This is a genomic window from Sphingobacterium sp. KH_072 (assembly GCF_057837975.1).
This window is the reverse complement of the sequence record NZ_CM174457.1, coordinates 2,171,879-2,191,736: the sequence shown is the minus strand read 5'-3', so window position 1 is coordinate 2,191,736 and position 19,858 is coordinate 2,171,879. Positions and strand designations below refer to the sequence as shown.

Annotated in this window: 14 protein-coding genes; 2 read left to right on the top strand and 12 right to left on the bottom strand. The window is 40.7% G+C overall.

What is annotated here, in order from left to right:
• Window positions 1–41: 41 nt before the first annotated feature.
• Window positions 42–2,567 carry an excinuclease ABC subunit UvrA gene (locus tag AC3IRT_RS10140; RefSeq protein WP_489393139.1) on the top strand — a complete coding sequence of 842 codons (2,526 nt, stop codon included), beginning with the start codon at window positions 42–44 and terminating at the stop codon, window positions 2,565–2,567.
• 107 nt (window positions 2,568–2,674) lie between these two features.
• Window positions 2,675–4,651 carry a glycoside hydrolase family 84 protein gene (locus tag AC3IRT_RS10135; protein ID WP_489393138.1) on the top strand — a complete coding sequence of 659 codons (1,977 nt, stop codon included), beginning with the start codon at window positions 2,675–2,677 and terminating at the stop codon, window positions 4,649–4,651.
• A gap of 317 nt (window positions 4,652–4,968) precedes the next feature.
• On the opposite strand, the gene AC3IRT_RS10130 is transcribed toward AC3IRT_RS10135, so the two are convergent.
• The 12 genes from AC3IRT_RS10130 to mobB form a co-directional block, all read right to left on the bottom strand.
• Window positions 4,969–5,673 (bottom strand): methyltransferase domain-containing protein, encoded by a 705-nt coding sequence (locus tag AC3IRT_RS10130; protein WP_489393137.1) that lies wholly within the window; start codon window positions 5,671–5,673, stop codon window positions 4,969–4,971.
• A 534-nt stretch (window positions 5,674–6,207) separates the two neighbouring features.
• A complete protein-coding gene (locus AC3IRT_RS10125) occupies window positions 6,208–6,342 on the bottom strand; it encodes a hypothetical protein (RefSeq protein ID WP_489393136.1) in 135 nt (44 codons plus the stop codon).
• Window positions 6,343–6,657: 315 nt separating this feature from the next.
• Complete coding sequence (locus tag AC3IRT_RS10120; RefSeq protein WP_489393135.1) at window positions 6,658–7,344, bottom strand: RteC domain-containing protein; 687 nt, start codon at window positions 7,342–7,344, stop codon at window positions 6,658–6,660.
• A gap of 339 nt (window positions 7,345–7,683) precedes the next feature.
• Complete coding sequence (locus AC3IRT_RS10115) at window positions 7,684–9,732, bottom strand: heavy metal translocating P-type ATPase (RefSeq protein WP_489393134.1); 2,049 nt, start codon at window positions 9,730–9,732, stop codon at window positions 7,684–7,686.
• A gap of 103 nt (window positions 9,733–9,835) precedes the next feature.
• Window positions 9,836–10,453 (bottom strand): dihydrofolate reductase family protein, encoded by a 618-nt coding sequence (locus AC3IRT_RS10110; protein WP_489393133.1) that lies wholly within the window; start codon window positions 10,451–10,453, stop codon window positions 9,836–9,838.
• Between the two features lie 18 nt (window positions 10,454–10,471).
• Window positions 10,472–11,212, bottom strand: coding sequence for a methyltransferase family protein (locus AC3IRT_RS10105; RefSeq protein ID WP_489393132.1), 741 nt, complete (start codon window positions 11,210–11,212; stop codon window positions 10,472–10,474).
• Window positions 11,213–11,223: 11 nt separating this feature from the next.
• Window positions 11,224–11,940 (bottom strand): transglutaminase-like domain-containing protein, encoded by a 717-nt coding sequence (locus AC3IRT_RS10100; RefSeq protein WP_489393131.1) that lies wholly within the window; start codon window positions 11,938–11,940, stop codon window positions 11,224–11,226.
• Between the two features lie 47 nt (window positions 11,941–11,987).
• Window positions 11,988–12,410, bottom strand: coding sequence for a Fur family transcriptional regulator (locus AC3IRT_RS10095; RefSeq protein WP_489393130.1), 423 nt, complete (start codon window positions 12,408–12,410; stop codon window positions 11,988–11,990).
• A 13-nt stretch (window positions 12,411–12,423) separates the two neighbouring features.
• Window positions 12,424–13,710, bottom strand: coding sequence for an efflux RND transporter periplasmic adaptor subunit (locus AC3IRT_RS10090; RefSeq protein ID WP_489393129.1), 1,287 nt, complete (start codon window positions 13,708–13,710; stop codon window positions 12,424–12,426).
• Window positions 13,711–13,716: 6 nt separating this feature from the next.
• Window positions 13,717–18,117 carry a CusA/CzcA family heavy metal efflux RND transporter gene (locus AC3IRT_RS10085; protein ID WP_489393128.1) on the bottom strand — a complete coding sequence of 1,467 codons (4,401 nt, stop codon included), beginning with the start codon at window positions 18,115–18,117 and terminating at the stop codon, window positions 13,717–13,719.
• A 90-nt stretch (window positions 18,118–18,207) separates the two neighbouring features.
• Complete coding sequence (locus AC3IRT_RS10080) at window positions 18,208–18,546, bottom strand: DUF6660 family protein (RefSeq protein ID WP_489393127.1); 339 nt, start codon at window positions 18,544–18,546, stop codon at window positions 18,208–18,210.
• 48 nt (window positions 18,547–18,594) lie between these two features.
• A complete protein-coding gene (gene mobB / locus AC3IRT_RS10075; RefSeq protein WP_003010403.1) occupies window positions 18,595–19,854 on the bottom strand; it encodes a conjugal transfer protein MobB in 1,260 nt (419 codons plus the stop codon).
• Between the last annotated feature and the right edge of the window lie 4 nt (window positions 19,855–19,858).

Below are 19,858 nucleotides of genomic sequence, written 5' to 3'. Positions count from 1 at the left end.
CATCTACCGGATGGCAAAAAAATTGCATGTATACAACTTCTATGAAAGAAAACATCCTAGATACACAAGAATTCGTAATCGTTAAAGGAGCCCGCACAAACAATCTCAAGAACATTGATGTCAAAATCCCCAGAAATGTACTGGTTGTATTTACGGGAGTATCCGGTTCCGGGAAATCGTCATTAGCATTCGGAACATTATACGCGGAAGCGCAAAGAAGGTACTTAGAATCCATCTCTCCGTATGCCAGAAGACTGATTAATCAAATGGCAGTTCCAGAGGTGGAGCAAATTGACGGCTTGCCTCCAGCGGTTGCGTTGCAGCAAAATCGTGGAGGTGGAAGCATTCGATCGTCTGTAGGTAGCCTATCAACATTATCGACGCTACTACGCTTATTGTACTCGCGATGTGGTGATTATCCGAAGAATCAACATATCATCTATGCGGATGGGTTCTCCGCAAATAATCCGGCTGGAGCCTGCACGTACTGTCAGGGTATCGGACGAGTATTTGATGTTACGGAGCAACTCATGGTTCCCGATGAATCACTTTCCATCAGAGAGAAAGCGATCGCTGCTTGGCCAAATGGTTGGAATGGTAAGAACCAGCGGGAGATACTGACGAGTCTAGGTTACGACGTAGATGTGCCATGGAAAGAATTGCCAGAAGAAACCCGTCATTGGATCTTGTTTACGGATGATCAGCCCGAAGCTCCCGTATATAAAGGAATGAATGTACACCAAGTAAAGGAGGCTATAGCGCAAAAGCTAAAACCGAACTACATAGGCAGATTTACCAGCGTAAAAAGACATCTCCTGCATACATTCAAAAATTCGCCTAGCGCAGCCATGAAAAAGAGGGCAGAAGAGTTTATGATGAATGCGGAATGTCAAGTTTGCAAGGGAAAAAAGCTTAAAAGTGAGTCGCTATCGGTAACATTTCATGGTCTTGATATCGTGGAAATGTCCCGATTGTCTATTAAAGATCTGCACGATATCTTTTTACGATATGCCGGGAATAAAAAATCCGCAGACTCACTAGTCACAAATGTGGAGAAGGAGCTGGTTATAACCAGAATTGCAGCGGATGTTTTATCTAGGTTGGATATCATTATAGACCTTGGCTTAGGTCATTTGACGCTCGATCGAACTACACCAACATTGTCGGCAGGCGAGCTTCAGCGTATACGATTAGCAACTCAGGTTAGATCCAACTTGTTTGGCGTTACCTATATATTGGATGAACCATCAGCGGGACTTCACCCATCTGATACACAAGCGCTATTACGAGCCTTAGATCGTTTAAAATCTGCTGGTAACTCGGTGTTTATAGTAGAGCACGAAATGGAAGTGATACGTCATGCCGATTGGATTGTTGATGTAGGACCTTTAGCTGGTGAAAATGGCGGAAATATCCTTTATAGTGGATTGCCAAAAGGTATACTAAATGTAGAAGCATCTATAACTAGAAAATATTTGGGTGCTGGACAACTATTAAAAAAAGAAATCCGAAAACCAGACGGATGGCTTAAGCTATCGAATATCAACAAAAATAATCTGGAAAATGTGGGCGCTAAATTTCCTTTAGGCGTATTCACCAGTGTAACGGGTGTCTCCGGATCTGGCAAGAGCTCTTTGGTAAGTAAAGCATTAGTAGATCTAGCCTCCACCTATTTGGGAACGCCTCCTATCCATAAAGAAATGGATCAAGAAGACTTCATAGTGCAGGCTGATTCGGTAGATGTTGTGTCGGGAAGTATAGCGGTTCCAGACGGCAAGCTAACCAGATTGATTGTGGTGGATCAGAAACCAATTGGGCGGACACCACGATCTAACTTGGCGACTTACACCGGTCTTTTTGATATTATTAGGTCATTATTTGCAAAAACGGCGGAGGCAAATCGTGCAGGTTTTAGTCCCGGAATATTTTCTTTCAACGTTGCGGGAGGCAGATGTGAAAACTGCAAAGGAGAGGGATCGGTGATGGTCGAAATGCTGTTTTTACCGAGCGTCTATTCACCATGTCCTGTATGTAGGGGATCACGATACAAACAGGAAGTTCTAGATATAAAATACAATAGAAAAAATATTGCAGAAATCTTATCGATGACGGTAGACGAAGCACATGATTTTTTTATAGATGTTGCCACACTATCGCGATCATTAGATACTATAAAACAAGTCGGGCTGCGGTATCTCCGATTAGGACAGTCTGCTACGGAGCTATCAGGTGGTGAAGCGCAAAGAGTGAAACTTTCTACAGAGCTCCTACGCGTGGGTAAAGGAAATACGCTATACATCTTAGACGAACCAACAACTGGCCTGCATCCGTCGGATGTGGAGCAGCTTTTGGTACAGCTAAATAGTCTTGTAGATGCAGGAAACACAGTTATTGCGGTTGAACATGATCTGGACGTATTGGCACAGAGCGACTGGATTATGGATATCGGCCCTGGAGCTGGTCCTGAGGGTGGAAAAATTGTTGCAGAAGGAGTACCCTTCGAGATTGCACAAAACAAGCAGAGTATAACAGGATATTACCTAAACAAAAGGTGCGGGAAAAAGTAAGGAAAGCTTCTGTTGTCAATTAATGAAAGCACACTTATGATCTATATCCGGTAAATCAGCTATCAATTTTTCTATAAAAACAGCGATATTTTTTAGATTTGGGTATTATGAATAAAAATCTCAAAAGGCTACTACTAGCTGTCGTTGCAATACCCTTTTTGGGGGCAAGCACGACTTTCGCCCAATCTCCTAAAGGACAACTCTTAACGACCAATTCGCCCTTATCACAGGCGTCTACCATGCCAGCAATTTTTCCAACGCCTGTATCCATGGAACTTGGAAAAGGCAACTTCACCTTGGGGAAATCGGTGGTGATTGTCTCTTCATCAACGGTTGATGCAGGAACGAGCGCATTAATCGCTCAAGTTCTAAAAGACGCTGGTGTACAAACTGTAAAGACAGCAAAGAAACTTCCTAGAAATCTAGATGCCACGTATATCGTGTTGGGTACCCAGCAGGATCCGCAGGTGCGTGATGCCCTTAAACAAATAACCAATACGGTGGATACTGCTGCGAGTGGATATACATTGGCAAGTAAACCAATTGATGCAGGAGCACTTATCGCATTGGTGGGCAAAGACACCGATGGACTATTCTATGCTGCACAGACGTTTCGCCAATTAGCTAATCGCGCTGTTTTTCCTGCGTTAGTAATCAACGACCATCCGGCATTGCCGATCCGAGGTACGATTGAAGGTTTTTATGGTAAACCATGGTCTATGGACGAACGGGAAAAACACATCAACTTTTTGGCTACGGTAAAAGCAAATACATTTATTTATAGTCCAAAAGACGATCCCTACGCACGAGATCGCTGGCGTGAGCCTTATCCTGCAGCAATCTTAAAAGAGCTCGAACAACTTGCAGCAATAGCTAAAAATAACCATGTCAACTTTGTGTACGCGATTTCTCCGGGGCCAACCGTTTGCTTTTCCGATTCAAACGACCTACAGGCATTGCTCAGCAAATTCAAAGTTCTTCGCGGGTTGGGCATTCGCAGTTTCTATGTTGCGCTAGACGATATCGAATATAAGCAGTGGAACTGCGAACTGGATTCGATTACTTTTGGACCTTCAGGCGCTGAGGCCGCTGCTCGTGCGCAGGCACATCTGCTAAACGCGGTGCAAGCTGATATTACAAAGGTTGATCCCACAGCACCTCCTTTGATTATGGTGCCAACTGAGTATTACGATGCAAAAGAAACGCCTTACAAAGCGGCGCTACGGGAGCATCTTAATCCTGCAATAGTTGTGCAATGGACTGGGACTGATGTGGTGCCGCCATCTATTTCAATTTCAGATGCCCGTAATGCAACGAAAGCATTTGGCCGAAAAACATTTTTGTGGGATAATTATCCAGTAAACGACTACGGCGAGTCGACCGGAAGATTATTGCTAGCACCTTATATGCAGCGTGAAGGGGGCTTGTCGCAAGAATTGTCGGGGATCGTGTCCAACCCAATGAACCAAGAAGTAGCGAGCCGTGTTGCTGTTACTGGGGTCGTGGCCTTTGCTTGGAATGATAAAGATTACGATGCCGATCGAACGTGGAAGTTTGCTGCACGAGAGCTTGCGGGATGGAATCCAGAGGTTAGTGACGCGTTGCTAACATTCTTTGATACACAGCGTCTTGCGCCAACTTTTGGCACTCATCCTTGGCAGCTACAGGCGCCTTACCTAAAATCAATTCTTGATGAGGTGGAGGACGCTATCGCGAATGGGGATGCGCACAGTCGGCAGCAAGCGATAACGCAGCTGGCACAGCACGCAGTTCGTTTTACCAACGCGCCAGACATCATTCGTGGTGGACATGTAGACAAAGGTTTTATTACCGAAGCTCAGCCATGGTTAGACGCTATGGTTTTGTGGGGGAAAGCGCTTTCATCCACTGCCGCTGGATTAGAGGCTGCCAACCAAGGCGATTCGACTGCAAACGGCCATTTTGACCAAGCAAAAAAGTATGCCGCCGAATCTACGGCTATCCAATCCATCCCTGGTGCAACCCGTTTTGAAGGGCCGGTGAAGGTGGCTGATGGTGTATTGGACCGCTTTATCATGAAAGCTCCTAGTTTAATTAAATTTTAATTTATATGCCATTACTTTCACCGTGCGAAAGTAATGGCATATTTTATTAGTCATTGTTTTTGTGAAACAATTTGGTGCTAGGCACTTCGCTGGTGCTGCTCAAATTTTTGGTAATGGATGCAGAGGATCTCATCGAACGATGCAAAAGCCTATTACTATTTTCGTCGCTGATCTGAGCCCAGGTGGGAGTAAAAATGAAAAAGCCACTTCTCGATAGAGAAATGGCTTTTTTTCGTTTCTTAGAATGCTTTAGGAATTTTCTTGAATACCTCTGATAAAGTAGTTTGCAGATGATGGTGAGTGGCAGTCTTTGGCTGTTACATTTCCTTTTTTCCGTATAAAAGCACGCGTTTGAATGCATAAATAGCAGGAAACTTTTTAAATGCTTTCCCAATACGTCTTTTAAATTCTGCTACAAAGATTTCTTGTTCGTCTTCCGACATCCTTTCTACGTAAGGAATTAATGCTGATCCGGAGATAAAATCAAAAAGCTTATTTGGATCATCAGAGACAATGGGATAAACTTTCTGGCTAATCTGAAGTTCTCCTAATCCACCATCAAACATTATTTGTGCATATTCATCAATACTCAGAACGGGTGATCGCCTTTTCCAGTTACTCAAAAAATCAGTGAAGGGTTTTTCTTGTACCAAATCCAGTAAAATTTTGTTCAAAAGATTTTCATTCTGTACGGGCATTTGCAGGGCAAACTGCCCCTTGGAATTGAGTTTTGAAATCAAAGCCGGGAATAGTACTTTGTGATTATCTGTCCATTGCAAAGCGGCATTGCTGAAGATCAAGTCCCATTTTGAATCATTTTCTACAAATGCTTCAATGGATGAATTTTGGAACTGTAATTTGCTGTGAGTAAGGTTTTTAGATTCGGAGAGCATCTCTTCGGACGTGTCGATCCCTAAAAAGGAAGCGGCATTAAATTTTGTAGACAGCATGGAAGTTTGTTCACCTGTACCACAGCCTATATCTACTGCATGCTTCAAACCATCCTCGGAAATCATTTCCATTAAATCAAAAAAAGGCTGGTGCCGAATGTTTTTAAACTGATTGTATATATTAGGATTCCAAGGCATACTCAATTATCTTAAAGTTAGTCTTTAATGGGCTTAACTATCTGCTAAGCCATATTATTTTCTGAAAATATCTAAAAAATGTGATTGATTTTTAAATGCAGTTTTCTGCATTTGGGAAATCAGCAAGACAAAAATAATGAAAAATTATACTTTTTTCCTACTATGTGGATTGACCATCAAGCAAAAGTGGGATCCTGTATTAATAGAAAATTATTCGTTAATGGATAAGTTTACCAATCGGCGTAAAGAAAAACAAAACTAATTCAAGTCTTTAGCACACTTAGTGACGTTTCGGTTCGGAGTAGAAAAAATGGTTAAATAAAACTAAAGCCATTCCTTAATATTTACGTTCAGACGATTTCGATATGTTTTTATTCATCATTTAATGGAACGCGTAGGTATTTGTGAGCTTCTAATGGCGCTATGGTGCATTCCGCAATAGGGAGTTTACAAGGTGAAATCCTTTACTTATGTATTCAATCGGCTTAGCGTTTCTCTGCTCATGCCTAAGTAGTTGGCGATCCGTTTTTTGGATAACTTTTGGAATAGCGTCGGATGCTGCTTGATGAAATTGGTATAGCGCTCTTTAGCGGAGTCAGACATAAGCGAGATAATCCTACTCTGTAGAGCCAGATAAGCGTAGTTACATTTTATTTTAAAGTTTTCAGGAAAAAGCCTTTTCGGTTGAATACAAGGCTCTTATGTGGGTTATCAAAGATAGTCAAGTAACGATTTGGTAACGGTGCTTATTGCTTTGCTTTTCAACACGTTTCCGTTAGCTCACAGCAAATATACAAAATTTATTATTCTCAAAACCATACAAAGGATTTTAATATCCGATTATTACACTTGGTAAAACAGGACAAGAAAAAAGGGCTTTTATTAAACCCTTTTTACGCTGTACAGATATAGCAAACCCTACCTACCGTCCTGCTCGTCCATTTTTTTGATAAGGCTTTCTTTAAGGCTGTCAAGGAATTTAGTTCTGTTCATTTTTCGGGATTTGAGTTCTAAAAACGTGTGATAGAAATCTCCCAAATCAACATTAAAAGTGCTTTCAAAGACTTTGACGATAGGTTTAATATCTGCATTGGCGTTATTGAATATGCCTTGTGAATGTAGTGCATAAATCAATTCGGTTAAAGCGGTCTTGCTACCTGTCCAATGCAGGGTTGTCGGTTTGTCGCTTGTGGCTGTTTTTGATAGTTGGTCTTCGAGGTAGTCCTGTATCAAATCATTGGCAATAATCTTTGCTACTTTGTAATCGTGGGAAGTGGAAAAACTGTGGTCGGTTTCAAAATAGAATGTGTCCAAACTCAATTGAACATTGTGCTTGCCACGAACAAAATAGGTGTGGTTCTTATACACAGCATTGTAATAAATGAGCTTTGCAACGATGGTAGGTTTCTGATGTTTGAAAAAACGGATTTCTTCGTCTTCATCGCTGAACCCTGTTTTTAGCACATATTCCTTTAATTCGGATAGGCATTCTACAATAAGAAGTATAACAGCTTCTATCCGTTGTATGGAGCAATCAGCTTCAACCTCCAATTCGTTGACTGTTGTTTTTAACCTATGTAATGTTTCGTTGTAAAATTTATTCATTCGATTATTTTGAAATGTTTAAGCGCACTATGAGTAGTGAATTGCCAACAGCGCTGTTCCCTCATCAAAAACATCTGTCATTTCAACGATGATGATGATGTTGGTGTTGATGGTGCTGAAAATTACCTATATAATGATGATAAATATGACGGACAACAGCAAAAATTAGGAATATCAATATGGCAGAGAGGAAAATCAGCATTGTCCAATTAAGTATTCGGTGATGCAATCTTTCTACCCTTTTTACAGGCTTTCTTGATTGAGAAATATGCCGATTGGGGATATATTTCTTTTTGCGTATTTTCTTTTTCCTTTTCAAAACTCATAAATTGAAGGGGTTTAAAATTTCATTCGCTGTATTCTTACCGCATTTAAAATTGCCAATAACGCTACGCCAACATCCGCAAAAACAGCTTCCCACATTGTCGCCAATCCACCTGCTCCAAGTACGAGTACAATAGCTTTGACACCGAAAGCCAAACCGATATTTTGCCAAACGATTTTCTTTGTCTGTTTACCGATGTTGATTGCCATAGGTATTTTACTTGGCTTATCGTCCTGTATGACCACATCTGCGGTTTCGATAGTGGCATCACTCCCTAATCCACCCATTGCGATACCTACGTCGCTCAATGCCACAACAGGAGCATCGTTTACACCATCGCCCACAAAAGCAACGCTTTCGCCTTTGGCTTTGATGTCTTTAACTCTGTTTACTTTGTCTTCGGGCAATAAATCTCCAAAGGCATTGTCTATCCCCAACTGCTCCGCTACATATTTCACAACGGTACTTTTATCTCCGCTAAGCATCGTTGCTTTAACATTGAGCTTATGCAATAGGGTTATGGTTTCTTGTGCATCTTCTTTGATACTGTCGGCAATCGTGATGTAACCAACAAATTTGCTGTCGTATGCAACGGCAATAGTTGTATAAACGATGCTGTTCGGGTCTAAGTCGTATGATATGCCGAACTTACCCATCAGTTTGAAATTCCCGACCAATAAATCCTTACCGTTTACCGTTGATTTCAAACCGTGTCCGGCGATTTCCTCCGTATTTTCCAATCGAATTTCATTATTCGGTCTCCCCACGTATTCGTGAATAGCGGTTGCTACGGGGTGTGTGCTATGGCTTTCCAAAATGTTGACTAATTCCAGAATTTCAGCTTTATCAAATTCGGGATTGAAGTTGATATCCTGAACCTTAAAAACGCCCTCTGTCATTGTACCTGTCTTATCCATCACTACGTTTTGAATATCGGAAAGAGCATCTAAAAAGTTACTTCCTTTGAACAGTATTCCATTTTTGCTCGCAGCACCAATACCACCGAAATAACCTAAGGGAATGGAAATAACCAACGCACAAGGGCAGGAAATAACCAGGAATACCAAAGCCCTGTACAGCCAATCTCTAAACTCATAATTTTCCACAAAGAAATAAGGCAGTAGGCAAATGGCTATGGCTAACAGCACTACAATAGGCGTATAGATTTTTGCAAATTTCCGGATAAATAATTCCGTTGGTGCTTTTTGTGCAGTGGCGTTTTGCACCAATTCTAAAATCTTGCTCAACTTACTGTCGGTGTATGCGGTCGTAACCTTTATCTGCGATACGGTGTTGAGGTTTATCATTCCTGCCAAAACGGTTCCGCCTTTGTTTTTTGTATCGGGTTTACTTTCGCCTGTTAAAGCCGATGTATTGAACGATGCTGTTTCGGACAACAGTTCTCCGTCCAATCCCAATTTTTCTCCCGGTTTAAGTTGTATGATTTCGCCAATGGCAACGGTTTCTGCCTTTACAATTTGCGGTTCATTGTTTTTTAATACGGTTACTTCATCGGGTCTTTGGTCAAGCAAAGATTTGATATTTGATTTTGCCCTCGAAACAGCCATTGTCTGAAAAACCTCGCCAACAGCATAGAACAACATTACCGCAACACCTTCGGGATATTCGCCAATGGCAAATGCTCCAATAGTGGCAATGCCCATCAAAAAGAACTCCGAGAAAATCTCGCCTTTGCGAATACTCTCAATGGCTTCTTTGAGTACAGGCAGTCCAACAGGCGCATAAGCCACCACGTACCAAATAATTCGTACCCAATCGGAAAACCACGTCTGCGGAAACCAATTATCCATTGCAATACCTACAAGCAACAGCGTAAGGGAAATAATGGCGGGAAGAAACATCTTGAAAACATTGTCAGTACCTCCCGAATGCGAATGGTCGTGTCCGTCATCATCGTTGTGGCTATGCCCGTCATTTGTATGATGCCCTTTTACCAATTCTTTAGCACCTGCTTTGGTGTAAATCTTTTCTTCTTGTGTGCAACAAAGCTGTTTGCCCTGTGCATCGTAAGTATGCTTGTGATTTTTATCTGTATTTATCATCGCTTTTAATTTTTAATTACTGTTGTTTCTACTCTTTCTCTATTGTCGTGATGCTTAATAGATAACGCAACTCCAACAATTCGATTAATGTTCCAATGACAGCTTACTCACTTTCAGCAGTTCGCTGTTTTTTCACTTTTTTTCGTCTATAACGGAGTTGTGATAATCCTGTTTCAAATGTTTTTGTATTAACAAGTTCAAGTTCTTGTTCGGGTCTGCCGTCTTTGAAAAGCCGTGTTCCCTTGCCAAGTAATACAGGAACGACCGAAATAACAAACTCATCAATTAAGTCATTTTTCAAAAGTTCGTTTATTATTTCTGCTCCACCGTCACAATAGATGTTTTTTCCATTTTCTGATTTCAGTTGTTGTACCAATTCAGTCAGGTTTCCTGTATAAAACGTTGTCTTGCCAACAGTTGGTCTTTCTGTCCTTGTAATAACATACACGTTCCTTTCGCCATTGTCATAGTGAGAAGCACCGATTTCATTAAGAACCCAATCATAAGTTCTTCTACCAAGAATTATAGTGTCAATCGTTGAGGTAAATTCTGCGTAACCGTAATCTTCGCCCTCCTTTTCTACTAATTTCAGAAAACTTAGGTCGTCATTTGGTTTGGCAATATATCCATCCAAACTTGTTGCTATGAAAATTGTCAATGTTCGCATATTTGAGAGTTCTGCATCACATTTATATTTTTGATTTTTATCAGTATTTATCATCGCTTTTAATTTTTAATGTTATCGGCTATCGTTCAATATCCCTGTTCTTGTTTTTAAGAATTTTAGAACTATATACATCAGCATTGTAATAACAAAACCTGCAATAAAGAATTTATTGTAATGGGTATGCTCGTTTATATACTCATCTGTAAAGTCAAAAACCGTGAAAATGAGGAATACAGCAAAAAGTCCGTTTTTCTCTTTCTTCAACACCTTTTTTATGCTAAATGAAATTTCGGGTTTATTAAATAAACGAATACTCGGTAAAAATGAAGGAACTTTATCTGCCCACAAACGATAGGTTTCGCCAAACTTTCTTTCCAAAAATTGTTCTTCAGCAAACATTATCCGTTCGTAGTATATCCAATAAAACAGGACAAATGATATTACAAACCAAGCATTTTGAGTAAACAAAGCAATCCCTAACCACATAAAAAAGTTGCCCAAATACAAAGGATGTCTAACTATACTATAAATACCTGTTGTGTTTAACGTTTCTGCTAATTGTCCTTGTGCGGTATTTCGCCCCGAAGTGTTTCTGGGTGTATAACCTACAGTATATATCCGAATTGCCAATCCAATAAGACTGACAACTAAACAACCGATTTCTACGTATGGGGTACAAACCTCCAAATTGCTTTTTGACAAACTTGTTTGTACAAAAACCGCCAAGCCAATAGCCAAGCTGACTATTGGTAAAAAACTTCTATATCTAAACAGCCAATTTCCCTGTTTTTCTAATTCTTTTTTTAATGTCATAATACTACTTATTAGGTGCTTGTATTTGCCTGTCCGTTCCGTATATTTTCTACGTCTTTATTCATTATATGTCTAACCATATTCTGAAAGACAAATCTTTTGAAAGCATTGAGCTTTTGCTGGTGTTTCTGATAAAAATCATCGGGCGTTACAAATACACCAAAATCCTGATTGATACCCTTGTCTTGAATAAACGTATTATTAAGGTTCCATTCAATCGGCGGGCTCTCAAAATTATCGGTGTAAACTCCGAAACCGCAAAAAGTGGTCTTGCAATCACTGTTCTGTTCCTGTAATTTCGTGAGGTACGGTTTATCCAAAATCACGCCCTCCAAAAAATACCATTGCTCGTTTACCCAAACTTCAACCCAGCTATGTAGGATATTCTTAGGCGATAGTCTGTACCAAATACCTGTAATAGCTCCTTTCTGCAATGCTTTATCAATTGTAAAACCGTGAATGCGGTTAGGTACATCTGTTGCTCTTAACAAAGCCATTAATAAAGTGGCCTTTGTGTTGCATTGTCCGTACCCGTCTTTCAGCACCTGCGATGCGGAAATATCATCAGAAACATTATAGCCAAACTTTATTTCGTCTCGTACAAAATTGTATATTGCCTTTACTTTGGAAACAATGTCCAAATTTCGCCAGCCCCTTTGCTCCAAAAGGACTTGTATAGAAATATTTGAGTAATCAAGGATTTTTGTCTCTTTAAGATAGTTACCCATAACATACTTATATTTATAGTAAAGTTACATAGGGAGAGCCTGCAATGCTATTGCAAACTCTCCATTAAACACTTCTCGCAAATTCCCTTGCCAAACAACTTTATCTCGTCAATCCGATATTCTTGGTGCGTGTCCTGTGGTATTATAAAATCCTCCTTACAGGTCGTCTGTTTGCAAATCTTACAGTAGAAGTGCAAGTGCCAATCTTTATGGGTTTGCTCGTCGCATTCGTCGTGGCACAAAATATATTTGGTAGTCGTGTTTTCCTGAATACTGTGTACGATGCCTTTTTCTTCAAATGTTTTCAAAGTCCTGTAAATCGTAACTCTGTCTGCTTTGTAAAAATGGCTCTCGATTTCAGATAAGGACATTGCTGTTTGCTGTTGCTCCAAGAAATCATAAACCAATATCCGCATACTTGTTGGATTGGTGTTCTTTGACAACAGCTTTTGTTCAATGTTCTTTTTCATTATCCAATATTTTTTAGTGAGCGTGGGCGTGTTCTCCCGAATCATCCATTTTTGCATTTACAAAAAATGCACTTTTTACCGCGATATGCGTTCCGTGAGGAATTTCACTTACAGGTGTAATTGCCGTATAGCCTAATAGAGAAGCACCTCTAATAACTTCTATTCTTACAAATCGAGTTCCCTTTTCAGAACCGTGGTCGTGAGCCTCCTCTTCTTTATGGTCGTGAACTTCTCCCTCTTTATGCTCGTGTGGTTCTTCTTCCTGCTCCTTGACCAAAAAGATGTAATACTTTCCGTCTGCATTGACAATAGCATCATTGGGTACAGCCGTACTTAATACATCATCCAAACTTACCATTCCGGTTATACTCATTCCGTCAATCAACCCTGTTTTATCTCCTGTAATTCTACTGTGAACAGCAATGGTTTTACCCTCTCCGCTAAACGATGAGCCGATACTATAAACTTCGGCAGAATAAGTCTTATTGGGATTGTTGGTTACGACAAAATCTATTTTCTGACCTATTTTGATTAAAGGAATGTCCTTTTCATAGACCTGTAAATCCAAGTGTAGGGCTGTGTTTTCTATTATTTCAGCAATAGGCGAAGACACATCTACATAACTTCCGATTTTGGCGAAAACATTGCTGACAGTACCGCTTATCGGACTTGTAACGACCAATGACGATTTAAGGCTCGCATTTGACAAGGAAGCCGGATTAATCCCCATCATTTGTATTTGTTGGTTCAAAGAAGACTTCCGTGTTCTCAATGTGTTCAGTTCAGTAGTGGCACTTTGCAAGTTTTTCTTTGCTCCGACATTTCCGTCGTTCAGCTCTCTTTGTCTTACAAGTTCCTGTTCTGCAAATTCTATCCGGCTATTGATGCTTAGGTATTCTTCCTGCAACTGTATGAATTGCGGATTGGAAATAGTAGCGATGACCTGACCTTTCCTTACGAAATCGCCTATCTCCACGTTGAGGGATTTGATAACACCGCCAAACAACGAGGTTGCATTCGCCTTGTTGCTGTTGGGAACTCTTAATGCTCCATTAGCTTTCAATGTTGCGGATAATTGCTTCTGTTCAATTGAACCGATTTCAATACCTACGGCTTTCATCTGCTCATCGGTCAGCACTGCAACATTTTCTTCTTCTTCGTGTTCGTCCGTTGTTGTTTCTGCTTCCGTTCCGTGATTATGCCCGTCGCCCTCTTTATGATTATTTGTACAGGCGTTGAAAGCAAAGAATGCTACGAGGACAAGAACGCTAAAAACTATATTATTTATGATACGTTTCATATTGTATTATTTACTGATTAATGAATGGATAAGCGTTACAGCCTCATTGATTTGCTGAATGCTATTTAAATAATTAAGCTGAATGTCTGCTGTTGTCTGCAAGGCAAATAGGTACTCCACATAAGAAATATCTCCGGTACTGTACCCCAGCTTTGCAGCATTGATAATCTCATCAGCATTGGGAAGTGCCTGCTCCTTGAAATAGGTAAACTGCGCTACATATTGTTCGTATTGTTTCAAGGCGTTTGCCAATTCCGTTTTAAGCTGTTGTTCCTGCCATTGCGCATTTAATTCCAATGATTGTTTCTTGTAATCAAGCGAGCGAATTTTTGCTTTGGTGGTTGTAAAAATGGGGATTGTAATACCTACATCAACAAAACTAAACCGCTGTCCTCTGCCATAAAATTGCTCTACACCATTTTTACTGTGCATTCCTATCAGCGATATGTTATTATAGCCGAACGTAAAATCAGGCAGGCTGTTTGCCCGTTCCAATTTCTTGTTCTGTTCGGCAATTTTCGCCTCTTGGTACAATAGCTGGATGCTCGGATGATTTGCAACAGCCGAACTGTCAATGAAAGAACTTAACAGCAATGGTGTATAATCCGGTTGAGGTTCTATTAAGAAATCTTCCTGTGTCTGCATCAGATTTTTAAGGCTTTGATAGGCGTTCTGCCTTAAAACCTCGTTCTGTTGATACAAAAGACTTATTTCCCCTTTCTTGGTAGTTGCAGTATTAACGTCTAATTTACCTATATCTCCCGTTTTATACCGGAGTTCCGCAACACGGATAAAGTCTACATAAATACTATCAAGATACTTTAAAACCGAAGCATTATGCTCCAAATATTCCAACTGATAATAATAGGTTCTTACCTGTTTTTTCAGTTCGTTTTCTGTCAGAGCCTTCGCCCACTGCTGACCTTTTACCTGCTCTTTGACAAGATTTTTCTTTGCCCCAAAGAGTGTCGGAAAGGGAATGGTCTGTGAAATTTGGAAACCGTCATTATATTCAAATCCCTCATTATTCCCGTATTGGAAGTTTACATCGGTCTTCGGTAGTTCATACGCCGTCTTGCTAAGGCTTTGGGCAGATTGAATATCCATATTTTTGGAACGTAGCTGAGGGTTGTTCTCCACAGCTACTTCAATAGCTCTATCTACACTCATCGGAGTTTGTGCCTTACCGTTTTGAGAAAAACCCAAGAACACAAACAGCAACAGCACGGGTGCTATGGCTTTCGTTTTACTATTTTTCGGAGGTTTTTGGTTTCTCATAAATACGAGGTACAGCAATGGCAGGACGAACAATGTCAGGACAGTTGCCGAAATCAGTCCACCGATAACCACGGTTGCCAACGGTTTTTGTACTTCTGCACCTGCACTTGTACTCAACGCCATTGGTAAAAAACCTAAACTTGCCACAGATGCCGTCATCAATACAGGTCTAAGCCTTGTTTTAGCTCCCTCGATAATTCTCGGAATAATCTCGTTCCAACCCTCTTTTTCCAGTCTATTGAACGTGGCAATCAGTACAATCCCATTCAGAACAGCAACACCAAACAGGGCGATAAATCCGACACCTGCTGATATGCTGAATGGCATATCCCGCAATAACAGGGCAAATACGCCTCCAATGGCACTCATCGGGATAGCTGTATATACCAAAACGGCTTCCTTAAACGAATGGAATGTGAAATACAACAGGATAAAAATCAAAAGCAATGCGATAGGTACAGCAATCAGCAATCTGTCGGTAGCTTTTTGGAGGTTCTCAAACTGACCACCATAAGTAAAATAATAACCTGTCGGTAGCTTAATCTGTTCAGCCAATTTATCCTGAATTTCATTGACAACGCTGGCTACATCCCGCCCCTGTACGTTGAAGCCGACATATATCCTGCGTTTACCGCCTTCACGGCTGATTTGTGCGGGCCCTAATTTGTAATCAATGTTTGCAACCTGTGAAAGCGGTATTTGGTCGCCGTTTGGTAGTGGGATAAACAGATTGCTCACATCCTCAATGGAACTGCGGTGGGCTTCATCAAGCCGTACCACCAAATCAAATCTTCGTTCGTTTTCATAAATCACACCTGCTGATTTACCTGCGAACGCAGTGCTGACAATATCGTTTATTTCCTGTACATTCAAGCCGTAATTGGCTATTCGGGTACGGTCATATTCGATATTGATTTGGGGAAGACCTGCTACCCGTTCTACCTGCGGAGCAGTCGCACCTTCTACTGTTTGAATAATAGCATTCGCTTTATTGGCATAAACCAACAAACTGTCGAGGTCTTCTCCGAATATCTTAACGGCTACATCCTGCCTGATACCTGTCATCAGTTCATTAAACCGCATCTGTATCGGCTGATTGGCTTCAAAGAATACACCGGGAATAACTTCAAGTTTCTCCATCATTTCATTGGAAAGCTCGTCATAGGATTTTTTTGTTTTCCATTCGTCCTGCGGTTTTAGGATAATCATCAGGTCAGTGGCTTCGGGAGGCATCGGGTCTGTCGGTACTTCGGCAGCACCAGTCTTGCCTACGACCATTCTCACTTCGTCAAATTCCTTGATTATCCTTGATGCCTGCATAGAGGTTTCCAGACTTTGGCTTAACGATGTTCCTTGTGGCAGGATACAGTGGAAAGCAAAATCGCCCTCGCCCAATTTTGGCAGGAACTCTCCGCCCATCCGTGAAAAAAAGAATATACTTATGGTAAACAGCCCAACGGCAACCGCAATAACCACATATTTCATCCGAATGGCTTTTTCTAACAATGGTTTATAAACCCCTTGAAGATAGTCCATCATTTTGTCTGAAAAATTCTTTTTGGTAATCGGCTTTTTAGACAAACACAAAGCACTCATCATCGGGATATAGGTAAAGGACAAAATCAATGCTCCCAAAATGGCAAAACTTACAGTCTGTGCCATTGGCGTAAACATTTTACCCTCTATACCCACCAAAGTAAGGATAGGGATATAGACAATGAGGATGATAACTTCGCCAAATGCGGCACTCGTACGAATTTTCCGTGCAGATTCATATACCTCTTCATCCATTTCTGCCTGCGTAAGTCTTTGTGTGGATTTCCGCAAGCCCAAATGATGCATTGTCGCTTCAACAACAATCAGGGAACCATCTATTACCAATCCGAAATCAATAGCCCCCATACTCATCAGGTTGGCACTTACACCAAACAGCCGCATCATTCCCAACGCAAAAAGCATAGATAGCGGTATGGCTGAGGCTACAATCAGTCCTGCTCTGAAATTCCCCAGGAATAGAATTAATACAAAAATAACAATCAGTGCGCCCTCAATGAGGTTCTTTTGAACCGTACTTATCGCTCTATCAACCAAATCCATTCTGTCTAAAAATGGTTCTATGACCACGTCTTCGGGTAGAGATTGTTGGATAACCGGTATTTTTTCTTTGATACTTTTTACAACTTCAGAGGTGTTTTCTCCCTTCAACATCATTACAATCCCACCCACAGCATCTACTTCGCCATTATAGGTCAATGCTCCGTACCGGGTTGCGTGACCAAATTGTACTTCTGCCACATCTTTGATAAATACCGGAACGCTACCTGTATTTTTAACGACGATATTTCCTACATCTTCCAATGAAGTAACCAGACCAATCCCGCGAATAAAGTAAGCATTGGGCTTCTTATCGATATATGCACCTCCGGTATTTTGGTTGTTGTTTTCGAGGGCGGTAAAAATATCGGAAATACTAACGTCCATTGCCTTGATGCGGTTTGGGTCGATAGAAACTTCGTACTGTTTAAGCAAACCACCGAAACTATTGACTTCTGCAATTCCCGGAGTACCGTAAAGTTGTCTGGCAACAATCCAGTCCTGCATTGTCCGCAAATCCATTGCGGAATATTTGTCTTCACTGCCTTCTTTGGGATGAAGAATATATTGGTACACTTCGCCAAGACCTGTACTGACAGGAGCAAGTTCAGGTGTTCCAATCCCGTCAGGTATCTGGTCTTGTGCTTCTTTCAGCTGTTGGCTTACTAACTGTCGTGCAAAATAAATATCGACATTATCTTGAAAGACAACGGTTACAACAGATAATCCAAATCTTGAAACACTTCTTATCTCTTCTACTTTTGGAAGATTAACGATACTTTGCTCTACGGGAAATGTTACTAATTGTTCTACTTCTTGTCCTGCCAATGTAGGCGACAGGGTAATAATCTGAACCTGATTGTTTGTAATGTCAGGTTGGGCATCAATGGGGATTTGCTTGGCACTCCATACCCCCCAAATGATGAGAAACAAGGTCATCAATCCTATAATGAACTTATTCTTTATAGAGAATTTTATAATACTATTTAACACTTCTATTGTGATTAATGATGAATAATTAATGATAAATTGCAATGATTATGAATACGAGAAATACGAAGTATGACCCAAAACATTCAGCTTGTTGCTGTACGCAAAAAGCTATAATCATTAAAACATTAAAAATTATGCATTAATCTTTGGCGGTTGCCAAATTCCCCCCAGATAGTGGGATATAAAGGTACATTTATAATAAACTTTAGGCTTAGAAAGGTCAAAAGTCTTCGCCTTAACTAAGCTGTATACATTCCATTGAAGCACTATACCTGAAACTATTCCACAACAACCGCATAAACAAAATGGACTGCACATATCAGTTGTTTCCTGATGGTCGTGGCTTCCTTGATGGGTTATTTCTGTAGAATGTTCCTGAATATTAAATACATTTTTTTCATACATATCAGCACAAGGCATTACAAATAATGCCATCATAAAAAGTGCCAGTATGGAAGAGAAGACTTTCATATTCTTTTGCAAAGTTAGTAAAAAAGTAATGCAATGGCATTGCATTGTTTATTGCAATCGTCTCTTTTTCTTCTTCATCCGTTTAGCAAATGTTTCTTCTTTATAATCCACGCCTTGTGCATCAGGTAAAAGGCTGAATAATCCTATATCGAAATTCTGAGAATGTTCCTGTGGGATAAACTCAAAAAGGTCTTTCGTTGGTTGGTTGTCTATTGTATTCGTTTTGGAAAGAGGGTTATCCTGTGTTTTCAGTTCGGGTTTGTTGCCGTTGTTCCACCAATCGTTAAAAACATTTGCAGACAGGTTTCTGTCTAACTGTGAACCATTCCATACACTACGGCTCTCGTGGTCAATGAAAGTTACTCCGTAAATCCGTCCGTTGTCGTTTCTGCGAACAATCGTATTAATACCGTGTTCGGTCAATTGTTTTCTAAATTCTATTTCGTTGCTTGTCGTGTGCATAGCCAATTCAACAGTATTCTTTAAAACTGACCTTACAGGATTGGTTTTCATTTTCTCTTTTGACTGTTCAAAATGCTTTTGTAGTTGTGCAACTCCTGCGTCTTTTCCGAAAAGCGATGCCTTAAACGGATTGCTTGCCTTGTTTCCGTTTTCGTCCACTGCCACATAGACCAATCCGTTTACCGGCTGACCGTTCCGCTCGCCTTTGACTTCTTCCGCTGTGATGTTGAACAGCGACAATAAAGCATTATAGCTTCCCATAGTCGGAAAGCTGTAATACTTCGGCAAATGCCGTACTACCGAAGCAATCTGACTTTTGATGTCGCCTTTGTGGTAATCCACAGGTTTGAAAACTTTGTTGGCTTGTTTCTGCTCCTGCTCGGTTGCTTTGTGCAGGTTGTATTTCGTTTCAAAATCCCGACAGATTGCCATTGAACGTGGGTGGTCGTAATCATCGGGGATTTTCTTACCGTCAATGCCTACACAGGTCGAAACGATATGGATATGCATTCGGTCAATGTCCGTATGTTTGAAAACAATATAAGGCTGATTTCCGTAGCCCATACGTTCCATATATTCCTGTGCCATTTCCGTAAACTGCTCATCGCTTACCTCGTCTTTCGGGTCTGGGTTCAATGAAATATGCCGTACCGTTTTTTCTGTTTTGATGTTTGCAGACAAATACGGCTCAAAACATTTATTGAAATACGCTACGGAATACCTGCCGTCCATTGTGTCGGGTATTTTGTTCAGCAACAAAACCGCTCCGTTTTCCCTGTCCACTTTCTGCTGATTGTACAAAATCGCTCCGTACATATTGCTTCCCTTTCCGATTTTTGCAATCATAATT